Source organism: Mesorhizobium terrae (assembly GCF_008727715.1).
Classification (GTDB): Bacteria; Pseudomonadota; Alphaproteobacteria; order Rhizobiales; family Rhizobiaceae; genus Mesorhizobium; species Mesorhizobium terrae.
This window is the reverse complement of sequence record NZ_CP044218.1, coordinates 2,149,566-2,172,112: the sequence shown is the minus strand read 5'-3', so window position 1 is coordinate 2,172,112 and position 22,547 is coordinate 2,149,566. Positions and strand designations below refer to the sequence as shown.

General features: G+C 63.2%; 20 protein-coding genes and 1 riboswitch. Of the genes, 11 read left to right on the top strand and 9 right to left on the bottom strand.

From position 1 onward, the window contains the following. The first annotated feature begins 152 nt into the window (after nucleotides 1-152). On the top strand, nucleotides 153-1,442 hold the full coding sequence (locus tag FZF13_RS11785; RefSeq protein ID WP_024922957.1) for an adenylosuccinate synthase: 1,290 nt from the start codon (nucleotides 153-155) through the stop codon (nucleotides 1,440-1,442). A gap of 74 nt (nucleotides 1,443-1,516) precedes the next feature. Next, on the top strand, nucleotides 1,517-3,316 hold the full coding sequence (locus FZF13_RS11780) for a hypothetical protein (RefSeq protein ID WP_024922958.1): 1,800 nt from the start codon (nucleotides 1,517-1,519) through the stop codon (nucleotides 3,314-3,316). 49 nt (nucleotides 3,317-3,365) lie between these two features. On the opposite strand, the gene FZF13_RS11775 is transcribed toward FZF13_RS11780, so the two are convergent. From FZF13_RS11775 to FZF13_RS11760, 4 genes are all read right to left on the bottom strand, one after another. Beyond that, nucleotides 3,366-4,331 (bottom strand): DUF2865 domain-containing protein, encoded by a 966-nt coding sequence (locus FZF13_RS11775; RefSeq protein WP_081766826.1) that lies wholly within the window; start codon nucleotides 4,329-4,331, stop codon nucleotides 3,366-3,368. A 182-nt stretch (nucleotides 4,332-4,513) separates the two neighbouring features. Further along, nucleotides 4,514-4,825, bottom strand: coding sequence for a hypothetical protein (locus FZF13_RS11770; RefSeq protein ID WP_024922960.1), 312 nt, complete (start codon nucleotides 4,823-4,825; stop codon nucleotides 4,514-4,516). Between the two features lie 146 nt (nucleotides 4,826-4,971). Continuing rightward, nucleotides 4,972-6,786 (bottom strand): ABC-F family ATP-binding cassette domain-containing protein, encoded by a 1,815-nt coding sequence (locus tag FZF13_RS11765; RefSeq protein ID WP_024922961.1) that lies wholly within the window; start codon nucleotides 6,784-6,786, stop codon nucleotides 4,972-4,974. Between the two features lie 15 nt (nucleotides 6,787-6,801). Then, nucleotides 6,802-7,449 carry a thiamine diphosphokinase gene (locus FZF13_RS11760; RefSeq protein ID WP_024922962.1) on the bottom strand — a complete coding sequence of 216 codons (648 nt, stop codon included), beginning with the start codon at nucleotides 7,447-7,449 and terminating at the stop codon, nucleotides 6,802-6,804. A gap of 120 nt (nucleotides 7,450-7,569) precedes the next feature. Beyond that, nucleotides 7,570-7,684, top strand: a riboswitch (TPP riboswitch). Between the two features lie 39 nt (nucleotides 7,685-7,723). Here FZF13_RS11760 and thiB point away from each other — a divergent pair. The 4 genes from thiB to FZF13_RS11740 all read left to right on the top strand — a co-directional run bounded on the left by thiB (nucleotide 7,724) and on the right by FZF13_RS11740 (nucleotide 12,876). Continuing rightward, nucleotides 7,724-8,725 (top strand): thiamine ABC transporter substrate binding subunit, encoded by a 1,002-nt coding sequence (thiB, locus tag FZF13_RS11755; RefSeq protein ID WP_024922963.1) that lies wholly within the window; start codon nucleotides 7,724-7,726, stop codon nucleotides 8,723-8,725. After that, on the top strand, nucleotides 8,701-10,374 hold the full coding sequence (gene thiP / locus FZF13_RS11750; protein WP_051504817.1) for a thiamine/thiamine pyrophosphate ABC transporter permease: 1,674 nt from the start codon (nucleotides 8,701-8,703) through the stop codon (nucleotides 10,372-10,374). The genes thiB and thiP overlap by 25 nt, the downstream gene beginning before the upstream one ends. After that, nucleotides 10,371-11,114, top strand: a complete 744-nt coding sequence (thiQ, locus tag FZF13_RS11745) for a thiamine ABC transporter ATP-binding protein (RefSeq protein ID WP_036254056.1) — start codon at nucleotides 10,371-10,373, stop codon at nucleotides 11,112-11,114. Before thiP ends, thiQ begins: the two co-directional genes overlap by 4 nt. Before the next feature lie 292 nt (nucleotides 11,115-11,406). After that, entirely contained in the window at nucleotides 11,407-12,876 is a 1,470-nt protein-coding gene (locus FZF13_RS11740) for a M48 family metalloprotease (RefSeq protein ID WP_024922966.1), read from the top strand. A gap of 62 nt (nucleotides 12,877-12,938) precedes the next feature. Here FZF13_RS11740 and FZF13_RS11735 read toward each other — a convergent pair whose 3' ends face one another. Then, a complete protein-coding gene (locus FZF13_RS11735) occupies nucleotides 12,939-13,325 on the bottom strand; it encodes a MarR family winged helix-turn-helix transcriptional regulator (RefSeq protein ID WP_244431195.1) in 387 nt (128 codons plus the stop codon). Nucleotides 13,326-13,489: 164 nt separating this feature from the next. Here FZF13_RS11735 and FZF13_RS11730 point away from each other — a divergent pair, with 164 nt between their 5' ends. After that, the gene (locus tag FZF13_RS11730; RefSeq protein WP_024922968.1) at nucleotides 13,490-13,897 is read left to right on the top strand and encodes a hypothetical protein; all 408 of its coding nucleotides are present in this window, start codon (nucleotides 13,490-13,492) and stop codon (nucleotides 13,895-13,897) included. A gap of 28 nt (nucleotides 13,898-13,925) precedes the next feature. On the opposite strand, the gene FZF13_RS11725 is transcribed toward FZF13_RS11730, so the two are convergent. Beyond that, nucleotides 13,926-14,783, bottom strand: a complete 858-nt coding sequence (locus FZF13_RS11725; RefSeq protein ID WP_024922969.1) for an RNA polymerase factor sigma-32 — start codon at nucleotides 14,781-14,783, stop codon at nucleotides 13,926-13,928. A 291-nt stretch (nucleotides 14,784-15,074) separates the two neighbouring features. On the opposite strand from FZF13_RS11725, the gene FZF13_RS11720 reads away from it, so the two are divergent. The 4 genes from FZF13_RS11720 to msrB all read left to right on the top strand — a co-directional run bounded on the left by FZF13_RS11720 (nucleotide 15,075) and on the right by msrB (nucleotide 17,995). Then, on the top strand, nucleotides 15,075-15,848 hold the full coding sequence (locus FZF13_RS11720; RefSeq protein WP_024922970.1) for an amino acid ABC transporter substrate-binding protein: 774 nt from the start codon (nucleotides 15,075-15,077) through the stop codon (nucleotides 15,846-15,848). 135 nt (nucleotides 15,849-15,983) lie between these two features. Then, a complete protein-coding gene (locus FZF13_RS11715) occupies nucleotides 15,984-16,664 on the top strand; it encodes an amino acid ABC transporter permease (protein ID WP_024922971.1) in 681 nt (226 codons plus the stop codon). Beyond that, nucleotides 16,661-17,431: an amino acid ABC transporter ATP-binding protein gene (locus tag FZF13_RS11710; protein WP_024922972.1), complete on the top strand. Its 771-nt coding sequence runs from the start codon at nucleotides 16,661-16,663 to the stop codon at nucleotides 17,429-17,431. The genes FZF13_RS11715 and FZF13_RS11710 overlap by 4 nt, the downstream gene beginning before the upstream one ends. 162 nt (nucleotides 17,432-17,593) lie before the next feature. Continuing rightward, the gene (gene msrB, locus FZF13_RS11705) at nucleotides 17,594-17,995 is read left to right on the top strand and encodes a peptide-methionine (R)-S-oxide reductase MsrB (RefSeq protein WP_024922973.1); all 402 of its coding nucleotides are present in this window, start codon (nucleotides 17,594-17,596) and stop codon (nucleotides 17,993-17,995) included. Between the two features lie 182 nt (nucleotides 17,996-18,177). On the opposite strand, the gene FZF13_RS11700 is transcribed toward msrB, so the two are convergent. From FZF13_RS11700 to pyc, 3 genes are all read right to left on the bottom strand, one after another. Beyond that, entirely contained in the window at nucleotides 18,178-18,621 is a 444-nt protein-coding gene (locus tag FZF13_RS11700) for a hypothetical protein (protein WP_024922974.1), read from the bottom strand. Between the two features lie 68 nt (nucleotides 18,622-18,689). Further along, complete coding sequence (locus FZF13_RS11695) at nucleotides 18,690-18,950, bottom strand: DUF2312 domain-containing protein (protein ID WP_024922975.1); 261 nt, start codon at nucleotides 18,948-18,950, stop codon at nucleotides 18,690-18,692. Between the two features lie 124 nt (nucleotides 18,951-19,074). Beyond that, on the bottom strand, nucleotides 19,075-22,533 hold the full coding sequence (pyc, locus tag FZF13_RS11690) for a pyruvate carboxylase (protein WP_024922976.1): 3,459 nt from the start codon (nucleotides 22,531-22,533) through the stop codon (nucleotides 19,075-19,077). Between the last annotated feature and the right edge of the window lie 14 nt (nucleotides 22,534-22,547).

Below are 22,547 nucleotides of genomic sequence, written 5' to 3'. Positions count from 1 at the left end.
GCCCAAGTAAATGATGCAAATGCCCAAAATCTTGTGCCTACGAACGGCTTTCGCGGCAAAGAAAGGGTCGCGCAACGAAAGGCATGAGGCTATATGGGCCTGTCGTGGCGGGCTTTGCAGCCCGCTTTTGGTGTGCAGCAAGGGATAGTGATATGGCCAATGTGGTGGTCGTCGGCTCACAGTGGGGCGACGAAGGCAAAGGCAAGATCGTCGACTGGCTGGCGGATCGCGCCGATGTGGTCGTGCGCTTCCATGGCGGCCATAATGCGGGCCACACACTGGTCATCGACGGTGTCAGCTACAAGCTGGCGTTGCTGCCCTCCGGCCTCGTCCAGGGAAAATTCTCGGTCATCGGCAACGGCGTCGTTGTCGACCCTCATCACTTTGTCCAGGAAATGGAAAAGCTGCGGGCCCAGGGCGTGACCGTCACCCCGGAAATCCTGCGCATCGCCGACAACGCACCGCTGATTCTGTCGCTGCATCGCGAACTGGACGGTATCCGCGAAGATGCGAATTCGGCGCTGAAGATCGGCACGACCCGCCGCGGCATCGGCCCGGCCTATGAAGACAAGGTTGGCCGCCGCGCCATCCGCCTCGTCGACCTCGCCGAGCCGGAAACGCTGATGCTCAAGATCGAGCGGCTTCTGGCGCACCACAATGCGCTGCGTCGCGGCCTTGGGCTGAACGAGATCGAGGCGACGACGATCCATGAGGAACTCACCTCCATCGCCGACCAGATCCTGCCTTTCATGGACCAGGTCTGGCGGGTGCTTGAGGAAAAGCGCAAGGCCGGCGCCCGCATCCTGTTCGAAGGCGCGCAGGGCGCGCTGCTCGACAACGACCACGGCACCTATCCCTTCGTCACCTCGTCCAACACGGTGGCCGGCCAGGCCGCCGCAGGTTCCGGCCTCGGCCCGACGGCGATCGGCTATGTGCTGGGCATCACCAAGGCTTATACGACGCGCGTCGGCGAGGGACCGTTCCCCTGCGAGCTCGACGACGAAGTCGGTCGGCATCTGGCCACGGTGGGACGCGAAGTCGGCGTCAACACCGGTCGTCCGCGCCGCTGTGGCTGGTTCGACGCGGTACTGGTGCGCCAGACCGTCAAGACTTCCGGAATCACCGGCATCGCTCTGACGAAGCTCGATGTACTTGACGGACTGAAGGAATTGAAAGTCTGCGTCGGCTATGAGCTGGACGGCAAACGAATTGACTACTTGCCCGCCTCAATGCGGGCACAAGCAGCAGTTAAGCCCATCTATGAAACACTTGAAGGATGGTCGCAAACAACGGCCGGGGCGCGCAGCTGGGCCGAATTGCCGGCACAAGCAGTGAAATATGTGCGGTATATCGAGGAATTGATCGGCGCGCCGGTGGCGCTCCTCTCCACCAGTCCGGAACGGGACGACACCATACTTGTGACCGATCCGTTTCAAGATTAATTGTCAAAGGCCTAGCGGGCCGGCTGATTTGCTCAAGGCCCGCTCTGGAAGCGAACGACAGGTTCGATTGAAGCATGGCAGATTTCGTTGCGGTTCTGAAAAAAACGCTCGACGGCCTCGGCGAGACGACGCCGGAGGTACGCGCGAAAGTCTATGACAAGGCGCGCGCCACCATCGAGAGTAAGCTGGCCGCAATCAATCCGCCGCCGCCGGCTGCCGTGGCCGATCGCCAGCGGCGCGCGCTGGAAGATGCGATAGCCTCCATCGAGAAGGAGTATGCAAGGCCGCCGGCCGCGCCAGCCCCCGCTCTCGATCCCCTGGCCGAGCTTGAGAACATCTTCTCCTCGATCGACCGCAACCGGAACCAGCCGACGCATGCCCGGCCGGCGACCAAGACCGAATCCGGTTGGCCGCCGTCGCAAACCGAGGCGAAGCCCCAGCCTGCCGCACCCGCCCGCGCCGAAGAGCGCCCGACACAGCCTTCCTGGCAGAGGCCTACGGCGGAAACACGCGCCCCGGAATCCAGGCCTCAGCAAAACACTGTGCCGCCGGCACCGCCCGCGAGACAAGAACCCTCCGCGCCCGGCCCCAAGCCGGCCCTCGAACCCGTTTGGCCCAAGCCGAAGACGGAGACCAAGCCGGTCTTCGATTTCGGCAAGACATCGTCGGCCACGCCACCGCCAGCCTTCGCCCCGGAAACACCCCGCAATGTCGGGCGCGACGATAGGGGTTCGGATTTCGCGGCATCGTCGGGCGAAGACGAGACTACAGACGAAACCTTCGGCGAGATCGACGAACCGGAACGCAAGCGCAGCTTCGGACGCATCATCGCGGCCGTCGTCGCGCTCGCTGTCCTGGGCGGCGGCGGTTACGGCGTCTGGCTGAACAAGGACGCCTTCAAGGGCATGTTTGGTCTGAACAAGACCGAGACTGCGGCCGACAAGCCCGCCCCTGCGGCGCCGGCGAAACCAAACGCACCCGCGCAACCAGCCACGGCAGCCAACACCCCAGCGCCAGCTCCAGCGCCGGAAAGCAGCGAGCCGCAGAAATTCACGCAGCGACTGCAGGCCGACGGCAAGGAAACCGATCCTGGCCGGGCCGGCGGAGCAGCCACCGTTGGCGAAGGTACGTCCGTCGTCGCGCTGACCACGCCGTCGCCGACCACACCGCCGGTCAGCACGCAACCACAGCCGGCCCAGGCGCAACAGCCGACGCCTCCGGCCGCGACGCCGGGTGCCAATCCCGCGGCCCCCGCTACAACGACGCCGGCCGCGCAAGGCACCGCGGCGCCAAGCACGCCACCCGCGCCGCAAGCCATTCCGGTTGGCCAGAAGGCTATCTACTACGAAGAACGCACCAGCGCGGCCGAAGGCTCGGCCCAGCCGGGCAATATCGTCTGGTCGCTCGTGCAGGAATCGCCTGGCGGCGATGCGCCGCCCGAGCCGGCGATCCGTGCCGAGGTGACCATCCCCGGCAAGGACGTGCAGCTGCGCATGACCATCCGCCGCAATGCCGACCAGACCTTGCCGGCCAGCCATATCATCGAGATGATCTTCCTGACCCCGCAGGGTTTCGAAGGCGGCGGCATCGAAAATGTTCTGCGCATCGCGATGAAAACGTCCGAGCAGGAGGCCGGCAGCCCGCTGATCGGCGTTCCCGCCAAGATCGCCGACGGCTATTTCCTGGTCGCGCTCAACGATACCAAGGCCGACCAGGACGCCAATTTGACCCTCCTGCGTAATCAGGAATGGATCGACATCCCCGTCGTCTACAAATCCGGCCGCCGTGCCTTGCTGACGATGGAAAAGGGGCTGCCGGGCGAAAAGATCTTCGACGAGGCGATGAAGGCCTGGCAGGCGAAGACCTCGGGATAATCGAAACAGCGTGCCGACGGCCGCTGCGCCGGCCCAAAGGCGAGGTCCGTCACGGGTCCGGCAAAAAAGCCGGACCGACGCTGCGGACCGATTTGCCGGCGGGTGCCGGCTGTTCCATCAAAGCCATGGGCTCAAGCGTCTTGATGGGCTCCACCGAAGCGGTGATCGGCAGCTGCCGCTCCGGCTTCTCCGTCGGCAGCGGAATGATCGCGTTGGCCATATTGGCGGGCGTAACCGTCCGCGCCCGCATCTCGTTGACCCTGCTGTAGTAGCGGCGGAGATCGCAACTCTTGAAGGCCGGATCGTCCCGATAACGGAACGCTGTCTGCAAATCCTTGTAGGGCTTGCGCTCGGCGACAGAGATCATCTCCTCCGTTTCCAGTCTGGGGTCGGTCAACGCAAAAACCTCCATGCCCTGGTCGTCGCAAATAAAGCGGCACTGGTCGACGGTTTCCTGAAGTTCCACATCCTTGGCGAATTGCGATTTCGGGGCAGGGAAGAAATAGCCGTCTGAAGGCCGCACGCAGTAGAGCATGGAGGCACCACCGATCGACATCGGACCAGACGCTTCACGCACGCGTTCGCGCCGTTCGGGCGCGCAGCCAAGTGCCGCGTACCGCGCTTGCAGGACGGAGACGCTACGCCGGCCGCCGCTCGCCACCATTTGCCTCAGCACGTCTTCGCGCATGCGCGCGAGATCGGCGCAGGGGTTGAAAAATCCGCCGGTGCTCTTGGACGAGCATTGCCGCCGCCGTTCCAACGCCTGGATGGCCACAAGCTGCCGCCGAAGTTGCGCCGACTCCGGGCTGGAGCCGCCTACACCGCTGCTGCGGATCTGGCGTGCCAGCGACGCGCACTCATCTGCCAATGCCACGGAAGTCGGCACGGTGACGAATGCGAGGAGCGCGACCACAATGGATGCAAACCACCGTCCTCTGGCAGATCTATTGGAGTTGGAAAAAAGCAAGCGGCCAGATCGCGTACCGCTGTTCACGCCAGTTTCAAGAATTCGCATTCGTGATTACGCCTTGATACAAGCTGCTCTTCCAACTTGTATCAGGCTATACCGACGTCACAGGATTATGAAAGAGCTTCATAATATACTGAAAAACGTGGTTACACGTCAGACCGGATACGAACACCAATCGTTAAGCATGAGCAGCGGCTGGTGCTGGAACCCAAGGCGGGAAAGTCGGCCTAGATACCAGAACCATGGAGTTCTTCTTCGCTGCCTTCCCAGGGCGTGGGCATGTCGGCCACGGTGCTGGCGGCGGCATTGGCGCTTGGCAGGGCCATCCAGCATTTGAGCTCCGGATCGGCATATTCGATCATATGGCCCGGATAGGAATCATTGGCGCGCCAGCCTTCCATTCCGTACTGGTCCGCCCGCGCCCAAAAGGCGACATCCACTTCAGCAGGGCCCTGCTCCGATGACCTGACCGTGACGAGGATGCGGCTGCCATCCCTGGGCGCGCTCGACATATGACGCCATCCGGTCGATTCCTTCATGAGCCATTTCCTCCATCGATCGAACGCAGTGCATCGGCAACCCGACACGCCAAGCGTAGCACGATCAGCCCCATAGAAATCAATGCCGGATTGGATGAAAAGAACGGGAGACCGACCGTAGTCCCACCGCCGGGCCTAGCGACGGCTCAGCCTTCCAGCTCCTCGCGCAGCATCTCCAGCTCGAGCCATTCTTCCTCGAGCGCAGCCAGCGTCACACGCTCCTTGTCGAGAGCGGCGATGGTTTTCTGGAACCCGGTCGGGTCGCGCTCATAATAGGCTGGATCGGCGATGTTGTTCTCGAGCCTCGCGATCGAAGCCGTCACCGCCTCGATCTTCTTCGGCAGGCTTTCCAGGGCGAACTTCTGCTTGAAGGAGAGTTTTTTCGCCGGCTCTTTCGAGACCTCGGCGCGCGGCTTTTCGGCAGCCGGGTCGGCAGCAGACTTGTTGCGCGCCTTGCGGTCCTCCAGCTTGGTGCCGCCGCGCTGGGCCAGCATGTCCGAATAACCACCAGCATATTCGACCCAGCGGCCGCCACCGTCCGGCGCGATGATGCTGGTCACGGTACGATCGAGGAAATCGCGATCGTGGCTGACCAGGATGACAGTGCCGGCGAAACCCGCCACCAGCTCCTGCAGCAGCTCCAGCGTCTCCATGTCGAGATCGTTGGTCGGCTCGTCCAGCACCAGAAGATTGGCGGGCCGCGCCAACACGCGGGCGAGAAGCAGCCGCGCCCGTTCGCCGCCGGAAAGCTCGCGCACCGGCGTGCGCGCCTGTTCCGGCTTGAACAGAAAGTCCTTCATATAGGACACGACATGGCGCTGTTCGCCGTTGATGACGAGGTTCTCGCCGCGCCCGTCGGTCAGGTAATGCGCCAATGTTTCATCCGGGCTGACGGCCTCGCGCTTCTGGTCGAGCGTGGCGATCTCCAGATTGACACCCAGCCGCACCGAACCGGCATCGGGCGCGAGTTCTCCGGTCAGCATTTTCAGGAGCGTGGTCTTGCCCGCGCCATTGGGGCCGACGAGACCGACGCGATCACCGCGCTGGATGCGGGTCGAGAACCCTTTCACGACGGTAAGGTCGCCGAAGCTCTTGTCGATATTCTTGGCCTCGATCACCAGCTTGCCGGATTCGGCGGCGTCGCTCGCCACCAGTGTCGCCGTGCCTTCGGCGCCGCGATGGCTGCGGAAGCGCTGGCGCATCGTTTGCAACTCGCCAAGGCGCCGCATATTGCGCTTGCGGCGCGCCGTCACGCCATAACGCAGCCAGTGTTCCTCGCGCACGATTTGTCGGCCGAGCTTATGTTGGTCGCGCTCTTCCTCCTCGAGCACTTGGTCGCGCCATTCCTCGAAGTGCGCAAAGCCTTTGTCCAGGCGGCGTGTCTGGCCGCGATCGAGCCAGACTGTCGCGCGCGATACGCGCTGCAGGAAACGCCGGTCGTGGGAAATGACGATCAGCGCCGACGACGTGCGCGCCAGCTCTTCTTCCAGCCATTCGATGACGGCGAGGTCGAGATGGTTGGTGGGTTCATCGAGCAAAAGGATATCCGGCTCCGGCGCCATTACGCGGGCCAATGCCGCGCGGCGCGCCTCGCCGCCGGAGAGATCGGCGGGCCGTTCCTCGCCGGTGAGACCCAGATGCTCCATCAGATAGGTGGCGCGATGCGGGTCGTCGGCCGGGCCGAGCCCTGCTTCGACATAAGCGCGCACGGTAGCAAAACCGTCCATGTCGGGCATTTGCGGTAGGTAGCGTATGGTGGCGCTCGGCTGCCGGAACAGCTCGCCGTCCTGCGGTTCGATCATGCCGGCGGCGATCTTGAGCAGCGTCGACTTGCCCGAACCATTGCGGCCAACCAGCGCGATCTTGTCGCCGGGGGCGGCGACGAGTTCCGCACCGTCGAGCAGCGGCGTACCGCCAAACGTCAGTTTGATGCCGGTAAGATTAAGAAGCGGCGGGGCCATGTCTGCTTTCGGCTCTCAGGTTTCAGGCAAGGGGAACGGATGGGCAAGCAACAACGCCCGGCCACTGCCAAACGAGATTTCGAGCTCGCCTTTCACCGCGTTGGAGATGGTCAGGGACGAACCGAAGGCCATTTCGATATCGTTCAGCGGCCATTTCGCACCCTTGATGGTAAGGCCGGTGAGTTCCGAAAAGCCGAGCACCGAAAACAGCGTATCGTCGGCATAGTCGAACCTGGCGGCATGGCCAGGCAGCAACGGAACGCCTTCCTGTGCGCCGCTGGTCAAAAGCACGTCGATGCCTTCCTCGGCCAGCCTTACCGCCAGCGCCAGATGGAGAAAGGCGTGGTCGGCCCGGGCGCCGCCGAATGCGCCGACCAGGATCAGTTTCGTGGCACCGCTTTGCCGGGCAATCGCCACGGCGAGCTCGCCGTCGGTCTTGTCCTTCTCGGCCGGAAATCGTTCCTGCGGCACCTTGGCCAGATGCGGCGGCAGGTTGGCCGGTGCGGAATCGAAATCCCCCACCCAAAGTTCCGGCAGCAACCCCAGCATATCCGCATGACGAATACCGGAATCCGCAGCGATCACGCGCGTACCGGCAGTCTGGATATCGAGCCGTGGCGTACGAACGAGCTCGCCGCCGAGCAAAAGGGTGAAAGTGCTCATGGGCGTCGCCCTTACCAGCCCCCATGCGGAAACGGAAGTCCATGCCAGCGCCCGCGCGACGTTCGATCCGCCCCGGCAAACTAAGGCTTGCACCCCGCGCAGGCCCGCTCTATGTCTTTTGCCGCTCTAACGGGGTGCCGGGTCGCGGTTTTCGCGGAACGGCTGAGAGGCGCTAAGCCAACCCGCTGAACCTGATCCGGCTTGTACCGGCGGAGGGATTAGACGCTTAGCCAAAGGCGCCAACTCTCCTGTCACACGAATGAAGGAGGCGTCGATGCGCAAAATTCTGTCAGTCCTGATCCCGGCTCTCACCCTTGCTGCCGCCACACTGCCGGCCGCGGCCAAGGACAAGCTGACTATCTACACCTATGAGAGCTTCACCGCCGAATGGGGGCCAGGCCCGCAGGTGAAGAAGGCTTTCGAGGAAGAGTGTGGCTGCGAAGTCGATTTCGTCTCGGTTGCCGACGGCGTCGCCCTGCTCAACCGCGTCAAGCTGGAAGGTGCCGCGACCAAGGCCGACATCGTGCTTGGTCTCGACACCAATCTGACGGCCGACGCCAAGGCGAGCGGGCTGTTCGTCCCACACGGCACGATCGCAACGGTCGACGTGCCGGGCGGCTGGGCCGACGATACATTCGCGCCTTACGACTACGGCTATTTCGCCGTCGTCTATGACACCGAGAAGTTGAAGACGCCGCCGGCCAGCCTCAAGGAATTGGTCGAGGGCGATGCTTCGCAGAAAATCGCCATCCAGGACCCGCGCACCTCGACGCCGGGCCTCGGCTTGCTGTTGTGGGTAAAGGCCGTCTATGGCGACAAGGCGCCGGAGGCCTGGGCCAAGTTGAAGGGTCGCGTGCTCACGGTCACGCCGGGATGGAGCGAAGCCTACGGCCTGTTCACCAAGGGCGAAGCGCCGATGGTGCTTTCCTACACCACCTCGCCGGCCTACCACATGGTTGCCGAAAAGACCGACCGCTATCAGGCCGCTTCCTTCTCCGAAGGCCACTATCTGCAGATCGAAGTCGCCGGCATCACCACCACTGGCGCCAAGAACCCGCTGTCCCAGAAATTCATGGCCTTCATGACCGGCCCGAAGTTCCAGGACGTCGTTCCCGAAACCAATTGGATGTTCCCGGCCGGCAAGATGGACAAGCCTCTCAACCCGGCCTTCGACAAGCTGGTGAAGCCGGCCAAGACCTTGATCTTCAGCCCAGAAGAGGTTGCCAAGAACCGCAAGGCCTGGGTGGATGAATGGCTGTCCGTGATGAGCAAGTGAGGGCCACCATCATCCAGCCTCGCCAGGACGGAAGGCCTGCTGCCTTGCGCGATACGCGCGTTGTTGCCGGTGTCGTGGCACTCACCTTCATCACGCTGCTGATTGGAGGCGCCTTCTTAGGCCTCGTTGCCGAGGGCGCCGGCAATCTCTCCGGTGCCGCTTCGGCGTTCGATTCCTATCTTTTCCGCGTCGTGCGCTTCACAATATGGCAAGCGCTTTTGTCGACGCTTTTGTCGGTGGTTCCAGCGCTTTTCGTTGCAAGAGCGCTGTCGCGCCACCCGGCCTTTTTCGGACGCGGCCTCATCCTGCAGCTGTTTGCCGTACCGCTGGCCTTGCCGGCCATTGTCGCGGCGCTCGGCGTGCTGGCCCTCTATGGCCGCGCGGGCTATTTCGCTGGTCCGCTGACGGAAATGGGCGGGCAAGACTGGCCCGGCATCTACGGTCTTTCCGGCATTCTTGTCGCGCATGTCTTCTTCAACCTGCCATTGGCGACGCGCCTCTTCGTGGAGGCGCTGCAGACCATACCCACCGACCAGTGGCGGTTGGCCAGCCAGCTCGGTATGGGTGCGCGACCGGCCTTCCGGCTGATCGAATGGCCCGCGCTGAGCCGGGCCATGCCGGCCGTCGCCGGCCTGGTCTTCATGCTTTGCATCACATCTTTCACCATCGTCCTGCTGCTCGGCGGCGGCCCGCGCGCCACCACGCTGGAAGTGGCGATCTATCAGGCGCTGCGTTTCGACTTCGATCCGGCACGAGCGGTCGCGCTGACACTCTTGCAGATCGTCCTGACCTTCGTGGTGATGACATTGCTGGCCCGACTGGGAGCCAACACCGTCGGCGACGCCAATCTCTCGGTAGCGCCGCGGCGTTATCTGTCGATCGGCCTCGGAGAGGCCACGCTGAATTTTGTGATGATTGCAGCGGCATTGCTGTTCGTGGCCGGCCCGATGGCGGCGATCGTCGCCGCCGGTCTGGCGGCCGACCTTTCGCGCCTAGTTGGCGAAAACACCGTCCAACAGGCAGCGTTGACCAGCATCGTGCTGGCTTTCCTCTCGGCCCTGCTTTCGGTGGTTTTGTCCTTCTCGCTGGTTGCCGCGCGACGGGCCCTGGCCGGTCGCCGCAAGACCGGGCGCAGCTCCTTGCTTGAATACGCCGCCGATACCGGCGCCGGCTTCGTCCTGGTGGTCCCGCCCATCGTCATCGGCGCCGGCTGGTTTCTTCTCCTACGCCACGTCGGTGATTCCCTGGCTGTGGCGCCGCTCATGGTCGTCACCGTCAACGCGATCATGGCGATGCCTTTCGCTATTCGCGCGCTTCGTCCAGCCTATGATGCGACGAGCGAACGGCATGAGCGTCTTTGCGCGCAGCTGGGCATAACCGGTTGGAACCGGCTGCGACTGATCGACGGACCGGTGCTCAGGCGCCCGCTGGCCACCGCCTTCGCTTTTGCCATGGCGCTGTCGCTGGGCGATCTTGGCGTGATTGCCCTGTTCGGCTCGGATTCGCTCCAGACGCTGCCTTATCTTCTGCTTGCCCGCATGGGCAGCTACCGTACCGCCGACGCGGCAGGACTGGCGCTGCTGCTCGGCCTGGTCTGCTTCGTCCTGGTGCTCCTGGCCCACCGGCTCGGAAAGGAACGTGCCATATGATTGCCGAGGTTCTGGCTCGCAGCGGCGTTTCCGTGCGTCTGGATGAGACGACATTCGACTATGACGGGATGAAGCTCGACTTCGACCTCACCTTCGCTGCCGGTGAGATCACCGCCGTGATGGGCCCCAGCGGCTCGGGAAAATCGACATTGCTCAATCTCGTCGCCGGCTTCGAGGTGCCACTCACCGGTCGTGTGCTGATTGGAGGAGACGATTACACCAACGCATCTCCGTCGGAACGGCCGGTTTCGATGGTGTTCCAGGAAAACAATCTCTTCGCGCATCTCGACGTCGCTCAGAATGTCGGGCTTGGGCGATCGCCTTCGCTCACCCTCGACAAGGCTGACCATTCGACCGTCGCCGACGCGCTTGCCCGCACCGGTCTCGGCGGCAAGGAAAGGCGCCTGCCGCGCGAATTGTCGGGCGGCGAACGCCAGCGTGTCGCGCTGGCGCGCGCACTGGTGCGCGATCGCCCGGTTCTTCTGCTCGACGAGCCTTTCGCTTCTCTCGGACCAGCCCTGCGCGAGGAAATGCTGGATCTGGTTGCCGCCGTGCATGCCGAGCGGCCCATGACCATCCTGTTCGTCACCCATCAGCCGGAAGACGCGCGTCGCATCGCCAGGAACGTCGTTTTTCTGGAGGACGGCAGCGTCACGGCTTCCGGCACCGCCGCCGACTTCTTTTCCGCCGACGGACCGGCCGCCTTCCAACGTTATGCCGGCTCCAATGCCGGCAGATGAGCCGGCTTGGGAACGCGGTGGCCAATCCGAACAAGTCGTATTACACTCAAGATAGGAAAATTGTCGGGTGTTCTGTCGCGGAAATCTGGAACGCTTTTCGCGACTCGGGCATTTGTCTTGCCTGGAAGCCGACATAATTTGCGGTCAAACCGATTTGGGGGCGCGGCCGTCCTTGCTTGCCAATGTTTCTTGTGTGTGGCTAGGTTCACATACAACTGGTCAGGCTTAGATACCGATTGCCCCTGCGAGACGAGAGGAAGCCGACCTGCCGACCGGCCTGAAAATGATTGGCATGAAGAACCCGGCGCGCCTGTTCGCGCTGGCGGGGCTTGTGTTTGCGCTCGCCTCTTGCCAGTCGATCATGCCGAATTCCGTCGAGGAATCCGGCTTCCAACCGTCTAACAAGCCCGTCACCGTCGACAATGCCCAGGCCAACAGCCGCCTGGCGGATCTGGCCAAGGCGCAACACCCGCGCATCCTGGCCACCTATGGCGGCGAGTACTCCGACCCGAAGCTTGAGCGCATGGTGGCAAAAATCGTCGGCAGGCTGACTGTGGTCTCCGCCAACCCGACGCAGACCTATCGCATCACCATCCTCAACTCGCCCAACGTTAATGCCTTCGCACTGCCGGGCGGCTACCTCTACATCACGCGCGGCCTGCTTGCGCTTGCCAACGATTCCTCCGAACTTGCCGCGGTGATCGCGCACGAGATGGGACACGTGACGGCCAACCACGGCCTGCAACGGCAGCAGCTCGAGGCCGAGGAAGGTCTCGCCACCAAGGTTGTCTCCGACGTGCTCGGAGACAATGCGACGGCCAAGGCGGCGCTGATCCGCGGCAAGCTTAGGCTCGCCCAGTTCTCGCGCAACCAGGAGCTGGAAGCCGATGCCATCGGCATCAAGTCGGTGGGCGAAGCCGGCTACGACCCCTATGCGGCCGGCCGCTTCCTGCAGTCGATGTCCTCCTATGCCGGCTTCCGCTCCGTCAGCGGCGCCACCGACGCCAGCCTCGACTTCCTTGCCACTCACCCCAATACGCCGCAGCGCATCGATCTGGCGCAGCGTCACGCGCGCATGTTCGGTCCGCCCGGTTTCGGCACGCGCGATCGCGATTCCTATCTCGCCGGCATCGACGGGTTGCTCTACGGCGACACGCCGGAAGAAGGATATGTGCGTGGCAGCACCTTCCTGCACCCGAAACTCGGCGTCTCCTTCGCCGTGCCGGAAGGTTTCGTCATCGATAATTCCGCTGCGGCCGTTACCGCAACCGGGCCCGGCGACATAGCCGTTCGTTTCGACGGCGTGACGATCGACAAGGGTCTGTCCCTGCCTGACTACATCCGCAGCGGCTGGGTAGCGGGCCTCGACAGTGCCAGCGTCAGTCAACAGACGATCAACGGCAACGAGGCGGCCGTCGCCAAGGCGCACGCCGACGGCTGGCAGTTCGATATCGTGGTGATCCGCGCCAACGGCCAGGTTTACCGGCTGCTCACCGCCGCTCCGGCGGCCAGCGGCTCCCTCGAAACGGTCGCGCGCTCGGTGAGCGGCAGCTTCCGTGTCCTGAGCGCCGCGGAAAAGGCGGCGCTGAAGCCCCTGCGTATCCGCATTGTCACCGTGCAGGCGGGTCAGACCCTCGGCACCCTGTCGGCCCAGATGGTCGGCGTCGACCGCAAGCTCGACCTGTTCCGTGTGCTGAATGCCATGGGGCCCGGCGCCACTGTTTCGGCCGGCGACAAGGTCAAGATCGTCACCGACAGATAGGCCGGTCGCACTGCTTCTCCGGCCGGTGCCGACGCATCAAGGGTGCGCCCGGCAATCCGCGATCATCCGCCGTCCGGTTTGCCCTCGACATTGGAACGCAGCCGCGAAAAGACCGACCGCACCTTGTCGAGATCGTCCTGATCGAGCCCGGCGCGCAGTTGTCGGTCGAACGCCATCGCTGTTTCCCTAAGCTTGAGGAACAACGCCTCGCCGCTCGGCGTCAACTCGACCAGATGTATGCGGCGGTTTGCGGGATCGCGTCGACGAACCAGCAGCCCGTTCGCTTCCATGGCATTGAGGTGGTGGGTCAGCGTCGCATCCTGGATACCGACCGACTGCGCCAGCTCGCGCTGGTTTCCCGCTCCGCGCAACTTCACCGAGATCAGCACCGACCACACCGGCAAGGATCCGCCGCCGGCGATCAGCGCGTCATCGAAGGCGCGGCGCACGATCTTTGCGGTTTGGGCGAGGTCGAGGCCGATTGGCTGAACGGATGGATCGAACATTCATCGAGACTAGCACGGAAACCGATCACGTCTAATATATTGACATCTAATCATTAGATATCTACCTATAAACGCAACTTGGTGATTATCGTCGAAGAGGTGTCGAAATGCAGATCGTCTTCATGCTCGCGCTCGCCCTGCATGTGATGTCCGGCGTGTTCTGGGCCGGCTCCACCTTCGTGCTGTCGCGCATTGGCGACGGGCGCACGGCGATCGCCCTATTCGGACCGCAAATGGGGGCCGCCACTGCCGCCGTCCTGTCGGGCGCGGTTCTCTGGCACCTCTTTCATGGCAGCTATTTTGGCGCGCAGGAAAAGGTTCTTGCCGTCGGTGCTGTCGCGGCACTGATCGCGGCCGGGGTCCAGGGTGCATTGGTGGGCCGCGCCCGCCGTAACCTGGCCGCTGGCCGCGAGGCCGAGGCCGCGATCGCCGGACAGGCCATACGCGGCGAACGCCTCGCAGCAGGCCTGCTAGCGATCACCGTCATCGCCATGGCGATCGCGCGGGTGGTCTGAAATCTGGAAATCCAGTCTTGCCGACGTCTTAGGCCGCCAGGAACTCAGGGTTCTGCTTTACGAGAGCGACCTTGAGTTTCTCCATCGCACGGACCTCGATTTGCCGGACCCGCTCCTTGGAAATACCAAGCGTCGTGCCGAGCTCTTCCAGCGTCGCGCTGTCGTCGCCCAGCCGACGTTCCTCTATGATGCGCAACTCGCGGGCATTGAGCGCCCCAAGCGCCTGCTTGAGCCAGGCTGAACGGCGCTCGACATCGATCGCGTCGCTGACCACTTCGTCGGGCAACGGTTCGTCGGAAACCAGGAAATCCATACGCTCCGCGCCATTGCCATCGTCGGCCAACGGCATGTTGAGCGAACTGTCGGGTGCCGACAGCCGCGCATCCATCACGGCAACGTCGTTCTCCGACACACCAAGCGCCGTCGAAACCTGCAGATATAGCGCGCGATTGGACAGCGGCTCGGCCCCTGTCGCGAGCCGAGCGCGCAGACGCCGTAGATTGAAGAACAGTGCCTTCTGCGCCGAACTTGTGCCGCCGCGCACAATCGACCAATTGCGCAGGATGTAATCCTGCATCGAGGCGCGAACCCACCAGGTCGCATAGGTGGAGAAACGCACATCACGCTCGGGATCGAAGCGCGCCGCTGCTTCCAAGAGGCCGATATGGCCTTCCTGGATAAGGTCCGACACCGGCAACCCGAAATAGCGGAACTTGGCGGCCATCGCGATGACCAGCCGCATATGGGCGATGACGATCTGGTTCAGCGCATATTGGTCGTGAGCATCTTTCCAGCGCAGCGCCAGTTCATGCTCCGTATCCCGTTCCAGATAGGGAGCGGCCATCGCCGCCCGGACCATGATACGCCCTGCCCTGTCTTCAATCATTGTGATTTCCCCGTCTGCCCGTTGTGAGCCTGGCCGGGCGGACCGGTCGGCTTTGCGTCTGGAAGCGTGCACCAACGTGCCATGCCAGCAATGGTTCCCGAGAGCCTATGCCGCGACGAAACCGGCGCTCCTGCACGTCATCGGCATCCTCGGCTATGCTGGAAAAAAATTCTACACCATACCATACTTTGAAATTTCATTCCTTATTTCGGGACTAAGCTTCTGCCAAATTCCTCCACCTCTCGACAGGCCAGCCCGTGTCGCTGGCCGGAACTACAGGATCACAAAAAGATGAAATGGCTGAAATCGCTGCTCCTGGCTGGAACCCTGCAAGTTCTGGCCGTCACCGCTGGCCACGCCGGGGCTGACCTTGACCACATCAAGCAGACGGGCGTCTTCAAGATCGGCACCGAAGGCACCTACGCGCCTTTCACCTATCACGACGCCTCGGGCGCACTCGTCGGCTTCGACGTCGAGATCGGCCGCGAGATCGCGAAGCGCCTGGGCGTGAAGGCCGAATTCCTCGAAGGCAAATGGGACGGCCTGATCGCCGGCATCGACGCCAAGCGTTATGACGCCGTCATCAACCAGGTTGGCATCACCGAGGCACGCAAGGCGAAGTACGATTTCTCCGATCCCTACATCGCCTCGAAGGCGGTGCTCATCGTTCGCGATGACAATGCCGACATCAAGGACTTTGCCGACCTGAAGGGCAAGAAGTCTGCGCAGTCGCTCACCTCGAATTTCGGCAAGCTCGCCGAGAAGAACGGCGCCGAGCTCGTCGGCACCGACGGCTTCGATCAGTCGATCCAGCTCGTGCTGAACGGTCGTGCCGCAGCCACCATCAACGACAGCCTGTCCTTCTATGATTTCAAGAAGCACAAGCCGGACGCCAAGGTGAAGATCGTGGCGCAGGAAGCCAATGCCGACTATTCCGGCGTCATCGTGCGCAAGGGCGACGCCGATCTGGTGGCGGCGATCAACAAGGCGCTGACCGAGATCAAGGCGGACGGCACCTACAAGAAGATCTCCGAAACCTATTTCGGGCAGGACGTTTCCAAGTAAGACATCCTCCGCGCCGGACAGGCAGTCCGGTTCGTTCAGACATGGCGGCGTGCCGATGATGCGGCACGCCGCTTTTGTGTTTTCCGCGACCGTCTATGATGGCGGCACAAAGATCAGCCGAAGGGAGACCCGTTCGTGCCGTACTGGCTGCAATTGATGCTGGATTCGCTTGGTCCCCTTCTGTGGGCGGGGCTTATCTTCACCATACCGCTCACCCTCCTGTCCTTCGTCCTGGGATTGGCTGTCGGCCTCGGCGCCGCCCTCGCGCGCCTTTTCGGACCGTGGCCGCTGGTGGCGATCGTTCGTTTTTATGTCTGGATCATTCGCGGCACGCCGCTGCTGGTTCAGCTCTTCCTCATTTTCTACGGCCTGCCCAGTCTGGGCATCGTGCTCGATGCCTTCCCGGCGGCCTTGATCGGCTTCACGCTCAACATCGGCGCCTATTCCTCCGAGATCATCCGCGCCGTCATCGGCTCGGTACCGCGCGGGCAATGGGAGGCGGCCTATTCCATCGGCATGAGCTGGAGCCAGGCAATGCGCCGCACCATCCTGCCCCAGGCCGGACGGGTGGCCGTGCCGCCGCTGTCGAACACCTTCATCTCGCTGGTCAAGGACACCTCGCTTGCCGCGGCAATCACCGTGCCGGAACTGTTTCAGTCGGCGCAGCGCATCGTTGCCGTCACCTATGAGCCGCTGATCCTTTATGTCGAGGCGGCCCTTATCTATCTCGCGATGAGTTCGGTCCTGTCGGCGCTGCAGGTGCGGCTCGAAGCGCGGCTCGGCCGCTATGGCGGTTTCCTGGAGGCACGGTCGTGATCGAACTTTCCAACCTCGAAAAGCGCTTCGGCGACAATGTCGTCCTGAAGGACATCAACGTCGCCATGTCCGAAGGCAGCGTCACCGCTCTGGTTGGCCCTTCGGGCGGCGGCAAGTCGACACTGCTGCGCTGCATCAACCTGCTTGAAATCCCGACCTCCGGGACCGTGCGCATCGGTGACGAGGCGCTCTCCTTCCGCCCGGGCGTCAAAGTGGCAACCCGGGATATCCAGAGGCTCCGGCGTCAGACCGGAATGGTGTTCCAGAACTTCCAGCTGTTTCCGCATTGCACGGCGATCGGCAATGTCATGGAAGGGCTGGTCACCGTGCTGAAATGGCCCGCCGACAAGGCACGGGCACGGGCGCTTTCGCTGCTGGAGAAAGTCGGCATGGCGCACAAGGCCGACGCCTGGCCAGCGACGCTTTCCGGCGGCCAGCAGCAGCGTGTCGCCATCGCCCGTGCCCTGGCGCCGTCGCCGCGCGTGCTTCTGTGCGACGAGCCGACGTCGGCGCTCGATCCGGAACTTGCCCAGGAAGTCGTCGACGTCCTTGGCCAGCTGGCCGTCGAGGGCACCACCATGGTCATGGCGACGCACGATCTGCGCCTCGCCTCGAAAGTAGCGCGCGAAGTGGTTTTCCTGGAGGCGGGCGTAGTCGTCGAGAAGGGGCCGGTCGATACGGTATTCCGCAACCCGCAGCATCAGCGCACAAAACGCTTCATCGCGACGCTGAGACAGGAACAGGAAGAGGCCGGCAGCGGGATCTGACCGTTTGGAGCCGTATCAGCGGTATCCGCCTGTCTCGCCAGCACCTGTCCGTATCGAGATATACGTCGAGGCTGTCGGCTGTGCAGACGCGTAACAAATGCCTATGTTTGGACGAACACCCGTTGCGACGAAAAACAAGCCGCAAAGGCAAGGAGATCATCCATGGACACCCGAACATTCCCGGTCACCCGCACTGACGCCGAATGGCGCGCGAAGCTGACGCCCGAGCAATATCAGGTCATGCGCCATCACGGCACGGAGCGGCCAGGCAGCTGCGCCCTGCTCTATGAGAAGCGCGCCGGCGCTTTCCACTGCGTCGGCTGCGACAGCCCGCTCTTCGAAGCCAAACTGAAATTCGAAAGCGGCACCGGCTGGCCGAGCTTCAACGACCCCGTTCCCGGTTCCGTCGAAACCACCGTCGACCGCAGCTACGGCATGGTGCGCACCGAGGTCCATTGCGCCACCTGCGGCAGTCATCTCGGTCATGTCTTCGAGGACGGTCCACCGCCGACGGGCCTGCGCTACTGCATCAACGGTGTCGCGCTGAATTTCAAACCGGCCTGACGAAGGAAGCGATCCGCTTTCAGCAGACCGCCATCACACGGCAAACCAGGACAGACAGATCTGTGGCCGGTTCAAGCCACCGTAACAAGAACAAGCCAGATGGCTGCGGCAAATTGATGAGCCACGGCGGCGAGACCGGAAGAACCCCATGGGAGGCCTGTCTTCAGCCGGGCGCGACATCCTCAAGCATCTTCGTTCAGCGCCTCCGCCACCGCCTGCTCGAAACGGCCGGCCTCGGTAACCAGCCAGTCAGCCATGGCCGGCCAATTGTCTTCGGCAAAGCAGTTCACCCGCCAGATGGCGTTGATGCCGAAGCCTTGCGCTGTTTGCTCCGGCCGCTGCTTGAGCCGCTCTTCGATCGTCGCGCGGTGGGGAGCGAGCCTGGTTTCGGTGTCGACCGCACCCAGCTTCTCGTTGCGCCCGAAGAAGACGCCGACGAGGTTCTGCTCGGGCGCGACATACATGGTGATGACAAGACTGACCGGCGGTAGGCCCCGCTGCCAGAACCAGGGCCCGTGTCGAGATCGCCTCGGGCGCTCTTCGGGATGTCGTTCCTCGAACAGCGCCCAGAAGGCGCGATGGCGGAATTCTCTCGCCCTGCGCGCACCGAAGTCGAATTCGCTCATCGAATTGACCCGCCGAACCTGGTGCGTCCCTCGGCCCTATGGCGAGGGACGCGCCTTAGAAAATGACGTCACACCATGCCGAGCGCGGCTTTGTAGAGATCGAGGATCGTTTCCTCTTCCTGCCGCTCCGCCTGATCCTGCTTGCGCAGGCGCACCAGCGCACGGATCGCCTTGGTGTCGAAGCCTGTGCCCTTGGCTTCCGCGTAGACGTCCTTGATATCGTCCGCGATCGTCTTCTTCTCTTCCTCGAGCCGCTCGATGCGCTCGATGAGTGCCCGCAACTGGCCGGCGGCTACAGTCTGGCTGGTTTCGGTGATTTCATCGGCCATCTTGGTCTCCATTGGTTACCGCGGCCACGACTCGCAGAGCCGTGACCGGTTTTTCGCCGGGTTCGATGCCCGACCGGCCTTGGCAGGTCAAGGTCTGATTGTCAGCAATGCTCCTGGCGCAGCGTCAGCCGAACACCACCAGGAGATCCTTGGCATCGATCTGGTCTCCGGTTCTGACCAGCACTTCCGCGATCACCCCGTCGCGCTCGGCATGCAGCGCCGTCTCCATCTTCATCGCCTCGATGGAAAGCAGCACGTCGCCGGCCTTGACCGCCTGCCCGCCGGAAACGGCGAGTGTCGAGACCACGCCCGGCATTGGCGCCCCGACATGAGCCTCGTTGCCAGGCTCCGCCTTGCGGCGTGCCTTGCCGTTCGAGGCGCCATGGGCGCGGTCCGGAACCTTGACGCGACGCGGCTGGCCGTTGAGTTCGAAGAACACGGTGACCATGCCCTTCTCGTCGACCTCGCCGACAGCCAGGCAGCGGATGACCAGCGTCTTGCCCTTTTCGATGTCGACGAAAACCTCGTCTTCCGGCTTCATGCCGTAGAAATAGGTTGGCGTCGGCAACACGCTGACGGGACCATAGGTTTCCTGGGCGGCGGCGAAATCGGAGAACACCTTCGGATACATCAGCCAGGAAGCGAACTCGCTTTCCGATAGTTTGCGGCCGAGCTTGTCCTCGATCTCCTTGCGGTTTTTCTTCAGGTCCGCCGCCTTGAGCAACGAACCCGGTCGCACGGTGATCGGTTGGTCGCCCTTCAGCGCCTTCTTCTGGAGAGCCTGCGGCCAGCCGCCGGGCGACTGGCCGAGATCGCCGCGCAGCATCGACACGACCGAATCCGGGAAGGCGATATCCTTGGCCGGGTTCTCGACATCGGCAACCGTCAGATCCTGGCTCACCATCATCAGCGCCATGTCGCCGACGACCTTGGACGACGGCGTCACCTTGACGATGTCGCCGAACATCAGGTTCACGTCGTGATAGGCCTGCGCGACCTCGTGCCAGCGTGTCTCCAGGCCGAGCGAGCGGGCCTGTTCCTTGAGATTGGTGAACTGGCCGCCTGGCATCTCGTGCAGATAGACTTCCGACGCCGGCCCCTTCAGGTCGCTTTCAAAGGCGGCATATTGATTGCGCACCGCCTCCCAGTAGAACGAAATCTTGCGGATCCACTTCGGATCGAGACCAGGTTCGCGATCGGTGCCCTTCAACGCTTCGACGATGGAACCGAGACAAGGCTGCGAGGTGTTGCCGGAGAAGGCGTCCATGGCCGCGTCGATGGCATCGACACCGGCCCCCACCGCCGCCAGAACCGTCGCGGCCGAGAGGCCGGATGTGTCATGCGTGTGGAAATGGATCGGCAGATCGGTCGCCTCGCGCAGTGCCTTGAACAGCACCTGCGCCGCGGCGGGCTTCAAGAGGCCGGCCATGTCCTTGACCGCGATGATATGGGCGCCCGCCGCTTCCAGCTCCTTGGCCAGCCCGACATAGTAGTTGAGGCTGTATTTGGCCCGGTTCGGGTCGAGGATGTCGCCCGTGTAGCACATCGCCGCTTCGATCAGCTTGCCTTCGGCGCCGACCGCGTCCATGGCGACACGCATGTTCTCGACCCAGTTCAGGCAGTCGAAAACACGGAAAAGGTCGATACCGCCTTCCGCGGCCTGCTTGACGAAGTGCTGCACGACATTGTCGGGATAGTTGGTGTAGCCGACGCCGTTGGCGCCGCGCAGCAACATCTGCAGCAGGATGTTCGGCGCTCTCTCGCGCACCAGGGACAGCCGCTCCCAGGGATCTTCGGTCAGGAAGCGCATGGCCACGTCGAAAGTGGCGCCGCCCCAGCACTCCAGCGACAGCAGTTGCGGCAATGCGCGCGCATAGGTGCCGGCGACGCGGGTGATGTCATGCGTGCGCATGCGCGTGGCGAGAAGCGACTGATGTCCGTCGCGCATCGTCGTGTCGGTGACGAGCACTTCCTTCTGCGCGCGCATCCACTTGGCGAAGCCTTCGGGGCCGAGCTTGTCGAGCTTCTGCTTCGAACCGTCGGGGATCGGCGCCGTGAACCAGGGAATGACCGGCGCGGCGGCATCCGGATTGGGCTTTGGCCGGCCGCGCGTCTCGGGATGGCCGTTCACGGTGACGTCGGCCAGATAGTTGAGCAGCTTGGTGGCTCGGTCCTGACGCTTGACCTGTGCGAACAGCTCCGGCGTCGAGTCGATGAACTTGGTCGTGTAGGAATTGTCGGCGAAGCTCGGATGATTGATGATCGCTTCGAGGAAGGTGAGATTGGTCGCCACGCCGCGGATGCGGAACTCGCGCAACGCGCGGTTCATGCGCGAGATCGCCTCGCCTGACGTAGGCGCCCAGGCGGTCACCTTCTCGAGCAGCGGATCGTAGAAACGGGTGATGACGGCGCCCGAATAGGCGGTGCCGCCATCGAGGCGAATACCGAAGCCGGTGGCGCCGCGATATGCGGTGATGCGGCCATAGTCCGGAATGAAGTTCTGCTCGGGATCTTCCGTGGTGATACGGCATTGCAGCGCGTGGCCGTTGAGCCTGATGTCTTTTTGCGCCGGAACACCCGAGCCCAGCGTGCCGATGGCGAAGCCGTCGAGGATGTGGATCTGCGCCTTGACGATGTCGATGCCGGTCACCTGTTCGGTGACGGTGTGCTCAACCTGGATGCGCGGATTGACCTCGATGAAGTAGAACTTGCCGGTATCGGCGTCCTGCAGGAATTCGACCGTACCCGCGCCGACATAACTGGTCTCGCCGGCGATCTTCAGCGCATAGCCGCAGAGTTCCTGCCGTAGCTCGCTGCTGAGATAAGGCGCCGGTGCACGCTCCACGACCTTCTGGTTGCGGCGCTGGATGGAACAGTCGCGTTCGAACAGATGAACCGCGTTGCCATGTGTATCGCCCAGCACCTGCACCTCGACATGGCGGGCGCGCTCGATAAGCTTTTCGAGATAGACTTCATCCTTGCCGAAAGCCGCCTTGGCCTCGCGCTTGCCTTCCATCACCTCGCGGGCCAGATCAGCCTCCGAACGGATGGCGCGCATGCCGCGCCCGCCGCCGCCCCAGGATGCCTTCAGCATCACGGGATAGCCGACCTGCGCGGCGAGCTTCTTCACCGTCTCCATGTCGTCGGGCAGGGGATCGGTAGCCGGCACCACGGGCACGCCGACCTCGACGGCAAGATTGCGGGCTGCCACCTTGTTGCCGAGCCGTCGCATCGTTTCCGGCTTCGGGCCGATGAAGGTGATGCCGTTTTCCGCGCAGGCATCGGCGAATTCCGGGCTTTCCGAGAGCAGGCCGTAGCCGGGGTGGATGGCATCAGCGCCGGACAGTTTGGCGACGCGGATCACTTCGTCGATCGACAGATAGCTTTCGATCGGTCCCATATCTTTCGTCAGCCATGGGCCGCGCCCGACCTGATAGCTCTCGTCGGCCTTGAAACGGTGCAGCGAATATTTGTCCTCCTCGGCCCAGATCGCCACCGTTTTGAGGCCCAGCTCGTTGGCCGCGCGAAACACGCGGATGGCGATCTCGGAACGATTGGCGACAAGGATCTTCGTGATTGCCAAGGGGGAATGCTCCA

What these genes read in the sequence shown, in the direction of transcription:
- FZF13_RS11785 (WP_024922957.1), top strand. Translation starts at nt 153, where the DNA reads ATGGCCAATGTGGTGGTCGTCGGCTCACAGTGGGGCGACGAAGGCAAA.
- FZF13_RS11780 (WP_024922958.1), top strand. Translation starts at nt 1,517, where the DNA reads ATGGCAGATTTCGTTGCGGTTCTGAAAAAAACGCTCGACGGCCTCGGC.
- FZF13_RS11775 (WP_081766826.1), bottom strand. Translation starts at nt 4,331, where the DNA reads ATGCGAATTCTTGAAACTGGCGTGAACAGCGGTACGCGATCTGGCCGC.
- FZF13_RS11770 (WP_024922960.1), bottom strand. Translation starts at nt 4,825, where the DNA reads ATGAAGGAATCGACCGGATGGCGTCATATGTCGAGCGCGCCCAGGGAT.
- FZF13_RS11765 (WP_024922961.1), bottom strand. Translation starts at nt 6,786, where the DNA reads ATGGCCCCGCCGCTTCTTAATCTTACCGGCATCAAACTGACGTTTGGC.
- FZF13_RS11760 (WP_024922962.1), bottom strand. Translation starts at nt 7,449, where the DNA reads ATGAGCACTTTCACCCTTTTGCTCGGCGGCGAGCTCGTTCGTACGCCA.
- thiB (WP_024922963.1), top strand. Translation starts at nt 7,724, where the DNA reads ATGCGCAAAATTCTGTCAGTCCTGATCCCGGCTCTCACCCTTGCTGCC.
- thiP (WP_051504817.1), top strand. Translation starts at nt 8,701, where the DNA reads ATGGCTGTCCGTGATGAGCAAGTGAGGGCCACCATCATCCAGCCTCGC.
- thiQ (WP_036254056.1), top strand. Translation starts at nt 10,371, where the DNA reads ATGATTGCCGAGGTTCTGGCTCGCAGCGGCGTTTCCGTGCGTCTGGAT.
- FZF13_RS11740 (WP_024922966.1), top strand. Translation starts at nt 11,407, where the DNA reads ATGAAGAACCCGGCGCGCCTGTTCGCGCTGGCGGGGCTTGTGTTTGCG.
- FZF13_RS11730 (WP_024922968.1), top strand. Translation starts at nt 13,490, where the DNA reads ATGCAGATCGTCTTCATGCTCGCGCTCGCCCTGCATGTGATGTCCGGC.
- FZF13_RS11725 (WP_024922969.1), bottom strand. Translation starts at nt 14,783, where the DNA reads ATGATTGAAGACAGGGCAGGGCGTATCATGGTCCGGGCGGCGATGGCC.
- FZF13_RS11720 (WP_024922970.1), top strand. Translation starts at nt 15,075, where the DNA reads ATGAAATGGCTGAAATCGCTGCTCCTGGCTGGAACCCTGCAAGTTCTG.
- msrB (WP_024922973.1), top strand. Translation starts at nt 17,594, where the DNA reads ATGGACACCCGAACATTCCCGGTCACCCGCACTGACGCCGAATGGCGC.
- FZF13_RS11700 (WP_024922974.1), bottom strand. Translation starts at nt 18,621, where the DNA reads ATGAGCGAATTCGACTTCGGTGCGCGCAGGGCGAGAGAATTCCGCCAT.
- FZF13_RS11695 (WP_024922975.1), bottom strand. Translation starts at nt 18,950, where the DNA reads ATGGCCGATGAAATCACCGAAACCAGCCAGACTGTAGCCGCCGGCCAG.